Source organism: Kosakonia sp. S42 (assembly GCF_016624785.1).
GTDB lineage: Bacteria > Pseudomonadota > Gammaproteobacteria > Enterobacterales > Enterobacteriaceae > Kosakonia > Kosakonia cowanii.
On the sequence record NZ_JACVTW010000062.1, the window covers coordinates 1 to 7917 of the forward strand.

Here is a 7917-nt window from a genome sequence, read left to right on the forward strand (position 1 = left end):
CGAGCCGGTGGGAAGCGTTATGGTCGATTTTATGGCGGATATGATGCACCTTTGCCACCAGGTGGGGATCATCTCCCCGGCGGGTAACGGTCTGCCGGAGCTGATTAAAGCTGCGGAATATCACTTCGATGCTGAAGAGGAAGACGATTTCTGAGTCCGTGCCCTGAACGGCAAAAGCCGGGAAGGGCGTTCCCCTCCGGGGAACCGGGCAGGGCGGAACCCTGCAGCCGTATGCCGGAGACGTCGCCTGTGAAGTGGCGGGAGAAATTCACCTGCGATCGCTGCGCATGGACTGCGCATAGAAGGGCTTAAACCGCTGGCTGATGCCAAACAAACTGACGGCCCGGAACATCCTTTCCCGGGACGGTTAAAAATAACAACGCAGAGTGTTTCGTTCGGAGAAACATATGTTATAATGTTTCCCAACAGGAAACGCGGAGCCAAAAAGTGATTAAAAGCTGGAAGCACAAAGGATTACAGAAGCTGTTTGAAAAAGGTGATAACAGCGGCGTACAGGCAAAGGACGCTGAACGCATCAGGCTTCGTCTGCTGGTCATTGATGAGGCGGTTTCGACGGATGAATTCAGAAACTATCCGGGCTTTCGTTTTCACCCCCTGAAGGGCGACAGGAAAAACTTGTTTTCCATCACGGTCAGGGCTAACTGGCGCATCACCTTCGAATTTACGGACGGTGATGCCTACATTCTCAACCTGGAGGACTACCACTGATGACCATGTTCAATCCCCCGCATCCGGGCGGTCTGATCACCGAGTACATTGAAGATAACAATATCGGCCTGCGTGTGCTGGCGAAAGGGCTGGGCGTGTCAGCCTCGGCGCTGAGTAAGGTCGCCAGCGGTAAGGCGTCGGTCAGCCCGGAAATGGCGGTGCGCCTTGAGGCGGGGCTGGGTATTGCGGCGCGCCTCTGGTTATCGATGCAGGCCGCCTGCGACCTGCACAAGGCTCGGGAGACCACGGACGTTTCTGGCGTGCATCGGCACCCGGGCGTGATGACGGCTTCTGCTCAGGACCGGCCTGGCAAGTAAACGCCGCTACAGTTACCCCCACACCGCGCCCTCTGGCGCGGTTTTGTACGCCCCGGAAGTCAACACTGCCACCCTGTGGGCCGGGAAAAGCCGGTGCTCGCGCACCGGACATCCCCGCCAGGCTACGTGTGCCTTGCAAGCGTAAAACTGAACCAGCGCAGGTCGTTGTAAGATCCATTTTTCTTTCCTCCTGCCACCGATAAAATCACGCTCACAGCAACAGCCTGTCGGGTAGCAGCAGCGCATTACTGCGCCGCCGCCTCCTGAGAACGGTACGTGCAGTAGAGTAGAGCGCCAGCGAGTTACTGTTTAAACAGCACTTTTCCGGACGCCCCCTCCCCAAACCGGGCATGAGTCTTTCGATCTCACCCGGCTTTCCAGTGTCATATTTTCCGATGCCGGACGGGTCTGGTTCTGTGAATATTTTGATGACATTCCCGACACACAACTAAGGTTTTACGATGTCGTGAAGCCATTATCCTCAGCCACCCTGGTTTTTCTTTCCTGCCCCGTTGACTCAGATCGCTCAGTTTGCGGATATGATGGACTTCGAAAGGGCCATCACTTGACCCGCAGCATTCACAGGCCTGAGCCAGTAGTCTGGATATCAGTTCGCTGCGAACCCCGTTAAATACCTGCTTCGGGTTATCGGAGATCACTGTGTCTTTCTGCCATGCCAGAGACAAACCGCCAAATGTAGCGACCAGCGGTCTTTTTCCTTGTCCTCTGTGCCGGACTATCTGTAATGCTTTGATAGTCTTATCACCAACCGTAACCTCAGTGCTCAGACTCCTGACGATGCGGCTTACCGTTGTTCTGTGTTTGTTCGCCAGCGTTCCCAATAAGGATTTCCGCATGACCCGATGAACATTCCACAAACGATGGGCATTAAATCCCATCAGGTAATACTGGACAAATCCTCTGTACTCAGCCTGATATTGTGCAACGATGCTGTAGTCATCATTGTACAAGCGTTCGGGCCGATGGGAGGGCTTCCCATTCCGCATGTATTTCTGGCATTGCTGCCTGATTACCTCTACCGGAATTTTCAGACGTACTGCACCATTGATACAGCGCTGTCCCCGGTGGTCCTGTTTGGTCATAGCGTCAAGTGTGACTACTTCATAACCAAGGAAACGAGCGGCTTCAGTGCGGGCATGTGTAATCAATGTCTTTTCCGTAGACATCTCCAGTTTCAACGTATCATGCAAAAACTGACGAATTGCCCATTTTATTTCTTCAGCCTCTTGTCTGGGGCCGCTGAAACCCAAAAGAAAATCATCCGCATACCTGACATACCACAGCCTCCTGAAATCCGGATCTTCAGGGTCACGGGACGGCATATGTTGTGCCTGTAGGCGCAACATTTTGGCCCGTTGATACTCACCCTTGTCCCCGGCATGTCTTGAGGCATTAAGTAGCGCCTTATATGGCGGATAATTTCTGCGACGTTCACCCTGATTATATTTCGGAAGCAAAACATCCTCTACAAAGCGATCCAGTTTATCCGGACAGATATTACTGAGTAACGGACTGCACACTCCCCCCTGCGGGGTTCCGCTGAGGGTTTTGTTATATCGCCAGTCTTCAAAATATCCGGCGCGGAGCATACTGGACATGAGGCGTATCAATCGGTTGTCATGAATGGATTCGCGAAGGATTGATAGCAGTACATCGTGGTCAATGTTATCAAGACATCCTTTGATGTCCCCTTCAATAAACCATTTTACACCCCGCCACTTATGCGTAATCTCCCGCAATGCGGAATGGCAGCCACGACCGGGACGAAAGCCAAAGGACAGTGCACTGAATCGCGGTTCATAGTAAGCCTCAAGCAAAAGACGCAGAGCTTCCTGAACCAGCTTATCTGACCATGCTGGTAAACCAAGAGGACGTTTCCCTTTCTTTTTAGGAATATACGTCCTTCTTGCTGGAGTCCAGCGCCAGGCTTCCCGACGCATTACGTCGATTATCCTGTCGATTTTCTCCAGCGACATGGCGTCCACTGTTTCATTGTTACTTCCCGGGGTCATAGCCCCTGAATTACGGTAGAGCTTTCCATAAGCGCGCAGGTAGAGGTCCGGCCGATAAAGCTGCCGGTAGACTCCTTCCAGAGGCAGTTGCCTCCTGCCACGATCGGAATAGACGGCCAGTATATTTTCGGCTGTTGCCATTTCGGTTACCTTAATATCAGGTCGTCAGACACCTGTAATCCTTCGCCATGTAATGGGCTTTCCCCATCGCTGACTACTACGATCACTCCGTCACCATAGGCCTCGCGGCCCACAGGCGATCCCGTGTTCGTATGAATTGAACGTACTAGCACAACGTAGGTTCCCATTTCGACACCTTGAACGGTCTCGCTGACCGTCGTTTGGAAGAGGAAGATTTCGGTTGGCGAAAGTTGTACCAACCTGTCCTGCCAACACAGCCCTTACATACCGTGGCTGTGGATGTGCGCGTTCCATCACTGGTGTCTTGGGTTCAGGCAATGCAGCTTAACCTTATTGCGCGGGTCTTGCGCGACAACCGGTCTGGTATGTTCGCCGGTTCCACGCTTCTCAGCCATGCTCATGTCCCTTAAGATTTTCACCATCCGGTAAGGCTGATGACCCAGAAGTATTTCTTCCAACTCCTCCTTGCCTGTAGCAGGTATTCAATTCACCGCTTTCACGGCGCACGGTTTCCCCGCATACCGCTCAAGCCTTTATAAACGCCCGCTATGGACACCAGCCTCCCTGCTGTGTAACTGACGGTGGCAGTTGGGATGTAGCAGTTCAAGATTGGACATGTCGTCGCTGCCGCCCATAACCTTCCTGATCCGGTGGTGTATATTCCAGCCTGTCTGGTTAGTGATGAGTTGCCTGCAACGAGGGCAGCACTTACCCTGACGTTTACACAATGCCGCCACGGTTTTCATCTTCTTCAGTTTCCCGGTCCAGATCAGGTCCAGACGGCGCTCGAAGTAGATTTCCATGCCGGGCGAATAGGGGGTCGCGTCCCCTCTGATCTTGATGTGGCGTTTGATGGGCGTATCCATCGCCCGGGTGAGAAGCAGCATTTTACCCTCCGGGGTCGCGGCGCTGAACTGCCAGCGTCGGTCCCCGAACGTGAAATACTTATCTGCAACCCAACGCCGGCCTTTACGAGTATGCCGCCGTTTACACCACTGCCATATTGCCCGCCAGATATGGGTATCGACGTAATTAAAAATATCTTTGGCCACGACATGCTGATGATAGTTAGCCCATCCACGGATCACCGGATTGAGCAGGTTTATCAGCTTCCATGCCGGAAGCGTCGGATTACCCTTAATTAATCTTCTGACTTTGCTCAGGAAGTTTTTCAGATTCTTTTTGGCAGGCTTGATCAGCATCTTGCCACCATATTTTATGACGTTCTGCCCCAGAAAGTCGAAGCCTTCTTCGATGTGCGTTATCGCTGTTTTCTCCTCAGACAGCGTAAGCCCCCGTTTTTACATGAACGCAGCTATCAGGGGCTTAACCTCATTCTCCAGCAGCTCGCGGGAGATCCCGGAGCATATGAAGTCGTCGGCATAGCGTACATAGTTCACCTGATGTTTTGCCCCGTAATGTCTGCTCTTCCTGAATGTACGCATCAGTTCTCCCTCCAGCCCGTCGAGTGCCATATTGGCGAGGAGAGGGGAGATAATGCCTCCCTGCGGAGTTCCACTTTCGGTGTGACAGAAGACGCCTTTTTCCATATATCCGGCTTTCAGCCATTTCCTGAGGATCCGCTTGTCCATTGGTATGTTGGACAGCAGCCAGTCATGACTGATGTTGTCAAAACACCCTTTGATATCACCTTCAAGCACCCATGCTGGCGACACTTTCTGGCTCATCCGGTGAAATACGGACTCGATGGCATCGTGTGTACTGCGCATGGGCCTGAAACCATAGCTGTTATTGTCAGCCGTAGTTTCTGCCACAGGCTCCAGTGCCAGCAGCCACAGTGCCTGCATGGCTCTGTCCCTTGTTGTCGGGATGCCCAGCGGACGCTTTTTGCCATTCGATTTTGGGATGTGTATGCGTCTGAGCGGTAGTGGTCTATAACCTCGCAGACTCAGGTTGCACATTCCTTTCCATTTTTCATCCGGGGTGCTCCATGTTTTGCCATCCACGCCGGGCGTCCTTTTCCCGGTGTTTTCAGTCACACGCCTGACAGCAACGGCTTTGCCGGAGAACGAACGCGTGAGAATGCGCTGCAGTTCCCTGACACGCCGCCATTGTTGCTGTCGGGTTGCCTCTGCAATCCGTAGCTGTAGCTTTCGCACCCGGGCATGGCAGGCTCGCCAGTCAATGGCGTGCCTGCCTGCCGGGCGGGGTATCGTGGACACACTGATGCGTGTATTCATCTCACAGATATCCTGTTGAAAGTTTTACAATATTTCATGCAGTTAAAGACCAGACGGAAATCTGCCCGCTTTCGCGTCGAAGTATGATCCGCTCCGTATCCTGATGATTACCATCAGGCATTCGCTTTTTCCGTCCTCCTATGCCCGCACCGCCAACAATGTCCCTCACGGTTCACCTGCCATCAGGCAGCGCGGGTTTACCAGGTTCCGTTTAACATACAAAAGGTCAGGGCGGGTTCTGTCTATTCACCGGAGATCTCTGTGTCCATGTGCTCCGGGGGGCCCTGTGGAGCAACCAGATCTCGTACCCATTTTGGTTCAGGCCTTTCAGCATCTTTGGCCTGTTGCCGATAACGGCGTTTATCAACAGTTCACATGTGTTAACCCTTCTGACCAGCCTTGCAATCCAGCTGCATGATGCTTGCAGCAAGGGAGGCTCCCTCACGGGATCCTCCCCGGGCTGACGCCCGATCTCGTTGTCCCGGAAGCTTCAGACCTCGCCGTTGCCAGCAACGCCTATCCCGGTAGGCTACAGCTAATGGAATAGCTGGTTTTATCAATGTAAAACAATATGTTAAACGACTTCCTGTCGCACGGTCACCTTCGGCTCCCCGTCCGTACCGGCCGGGTCGTCGGCCCTGCTCCGACCGTCGCCCGCGCGCGGGCTCCAGTCTCCGCCGAACCCCTTCGGGTTTCGGGCTGCCGCCAGGGTCCGATGGAGAAGGTCAGGGGCACCGCCTGCTGCGACCGTACCGGTCGCGCCGCGTCCACCGCCCCGGCGTTGCCGGGGCTTTAAGGTCGCCACGCCGTTCCGCCGTGTCGGGTGTGTGCATTCTGTCAGCACGCCGGTGACCATCACCCTGACGTTCTCACGCGGAGGGCTGGTCGTAGCACCGTCGGGTCGTCATCCGGGGGGTGAAATGCACTCCGCCAAAACTTTTTGCGAACAGCCGCAAAAACTTTTGTCTCCGCCCCCCTCCTTCCTCCCCTTGCCGGCGCTCCTTTGCCCTTCGCCGCGAGAGAACTCACCAGGGAGATGGATTAACCATCGACGAGGAGAAAACCAGGATGCACACACGAAACGTCAACGGCAAAACCGCCGCTCCCGAATCTTCCAGGAAGATGGGGGGAAAAGACACGCCCCTGACGGATGCCCAGGCCACTGACATTCTCTGCTGGGTTTTTGCTGTCACTGATGACATGCCTGGGGCGAAACGCCACGACGTTAACCCGCCAGCTGGCGCGGAAGAGATCGTCATATATCAGGACGATGTGCCGGACTTCAGCGTCATCTGGATTGTAAATGGCTGGCCGGTTGCGGCTGCCATGCCGCTCGATTCTTTATTTCGTGTTTTATCTGACTGATTAACTGTTGAGGAGAAAATTATGGTCCGCTTATCCACCCGTTATGCTGCCCCGAACACAATGCGTAATACCCGCCCGTTAACGAACGATGAATTAATGCGTGTCGTGCCGAGCGCATTTTCGGTTGAAAAACATGAGTCACGCTCTGAACGCTACACCTGTATTCCGACCATTACTCTGCTGGATAAATTGCGCGAGGAAGGATTCGAGCCGTATTATGCCGGGCAGTCACGGGTACGCGATCCGGAACGCCGGGATTTTACCAAACACATGATTCGCCTGCGTCGCGGAAATAACGGCAGTGGGTCAGAGGTGCCGGAAATCGTTTTACTGAACAGCCATTATGGCTCCAGCAGTTATAAAATGATCCCCGGTATTTTCCGTCAGGTCTGCACAAATGGCCTGGTGTGCTGGAAATCGTTCGGCGAAATTAACGTGCCCCACAAAGGGGATATTGTTTCGCAGGTTATCGAGGGGGCATATGAGGTGCTGGGCGTGTTCGATGCCGTCACCGACAATATGGAGAAAATGAAAAGCATCCAGCTCGACAGCGCCGAACGTCGCCTGCTCGGCGCGATGGCGCTGGAATATAAATATGGCGAGGATAAATCGCCGGTCACCCCGGAGCAGATAATTCAGCCCCGCGCCTGGTATGACAAAGAAACCGATTTGTGGACGTCATTTAATATTGTGCAGGAGAATCTGATCAAAGGTGGCGTGCGTGGCAGAACGGCGAAAGGAAAACGAACCACGACGCGACCGGTGACCGGAATTGATGGCGACATCAAACTTAACCAGGCGCTGTGGAAAATGGCGGAAGAGTTTGCCCGGCTGAAAAGCTGAATAAAAAAACCCGGTTAACCGGGTTTTTTTACATCAGTCTTTCAGCGGCTCAGGCGTTATTTTTGCCGTCAGCTGCGTTTCTTCCTGCTGCACAGAACGCTGCGCCAGTATGGATTTTCTGGCCAGCAGAATGCGGTAAATATTTCTGATATCCCCGGCATAGGCCCGTCGCTGTTTGATCAGGTTTTTCGACGGCCCGGTATTATACATTCCCACGCTGTCCCAGTTTTTTCCGTATGACCTGAAGTTATGCGCAAGAACCCATCCGCCGGTGTAAACGCAGACGCA

Annotated in this window: 5 protein-coding genes and 2 pseudogenes; 4 read left to right on the top strand and 3 right to left on the bottom strand. The window is 53.7% G+C overall.

Translation table 11 applies throughout. The features are described 5' to 3' along the window. Window positions 1–447: 447 nt before the first annotated feature. Both IAE50_RS25255 and IAE50_RS25260 read left to right on the top strand, forming a co-directional pair. Entirely contained in the window at window positions 448–729 is a 282-nt protein-coding gene (locus IAE50_RS25255; protein ID WP_200581644.1) for a type II toxin-antitoxin system RelE/ParE family toxin, read from the top strand. Further along, complete coding sequence (locus IAE50_RS25260) at window positions 729–1046, top strand: HigA family addiction module antitoxin (protein ID WP_200581645.1); 318 nt, start codon at window positions 729–731, stop codon at window positions 1044–1046. Before IAE50_RS25255 ends, IAE50_RS25260 begins: the two co-directional genes overlap by 1 nt. Before the next feature lie 383 nt (window positions 1047–1429). On the opposite strand, the gene IAE50_RS25265 is transcribed toward IAE50_RS25260, so the two are convergent. Both IAE50_RS25265 and ltrA read right to left on the bottom strand, forming a co-directional pair. After that, window positions 1430–3220, bottom strand: coding sequence for a reverse transcriptase/maturase family protein (locus IAE50_RS25265; RefSeq protein WP_200581646.1), 1791 nt, complete (start codon window positions 3218–3220; stop codon window positions 1430–1432). A 533-nt stretch (window positions 3221–3753) separates the two neighbouring features. Next, a pseudogene (gene ltrA / locus IAE50_RS25270) lies at window positions 3754–5421 on the bottom strand (group II intron reverse transcriptase/maturase). A 1068-nt stretch (window positions 5422–6489) separates the two neighbouring features. Here ltrA and IAE50_RS25275 point away from each other — a divergent pair. Further along, window positions 6490–6786, top strand: coding sequence for a hypothetical protein (locus IAE50_RS25275; RefSeq protein ID WP_200581647.1), 297 nt, complete (start codon window positions 6490–6492; stop codon window positions 6784–6786). A 21-nt stretch (window positions 6787–6807) separates the two neighbouring features. Beyond that, a complete protein-coding gene (locus IAE50_RS25280; protein ID WP_200581648.1) occupies window positions 6808–7629 on the top strand; it encodes a DUF932 domain-containing protein in 822 nt (273 codons plus the stop codon). A 33-nt stretch (window positions 7630–7662) separates the two neighbouring features. Here IAE50_RS25280 and IAE50_RS25285 read toward each other — a convergent pair. Continuing rightward, a pseudogene (locus IAE50_RS25285) lies at window positions 7663–7917 on the bottom strand (lytic transglycosylase); the annotation flags it as partial.

Coding starts and splice junctions, on each gene's coding strand:
- IAE50_RS25260 (WP_200581645.1), top strand. CDS start 729: ATGACCATGTTCAATCCCCCGCATCCGGGCGGTCTGATCACCGAGTAC.
- IAE50_RS25265 (WP_200581646.1), bottom strand. CDS start 3,220: ATGGCAACAGCCGAAAATATACTGGCCGTCTATTCCGATCGTGGCAGG.
- IAE50_RS25275 (WP_200581647.1), top strand. CDS start 6,490: ATGCACACACGAAACGTCAACGGCAAAACCGCCGCTCCCGAATCTTCC.
- IAE50_RS25280 (WP_200581648.1), top strand. CDS start 6,808: ATGGTCCGCTTATCCACCCGTTATGCTGCCCCGAACACAATGCGTAAT.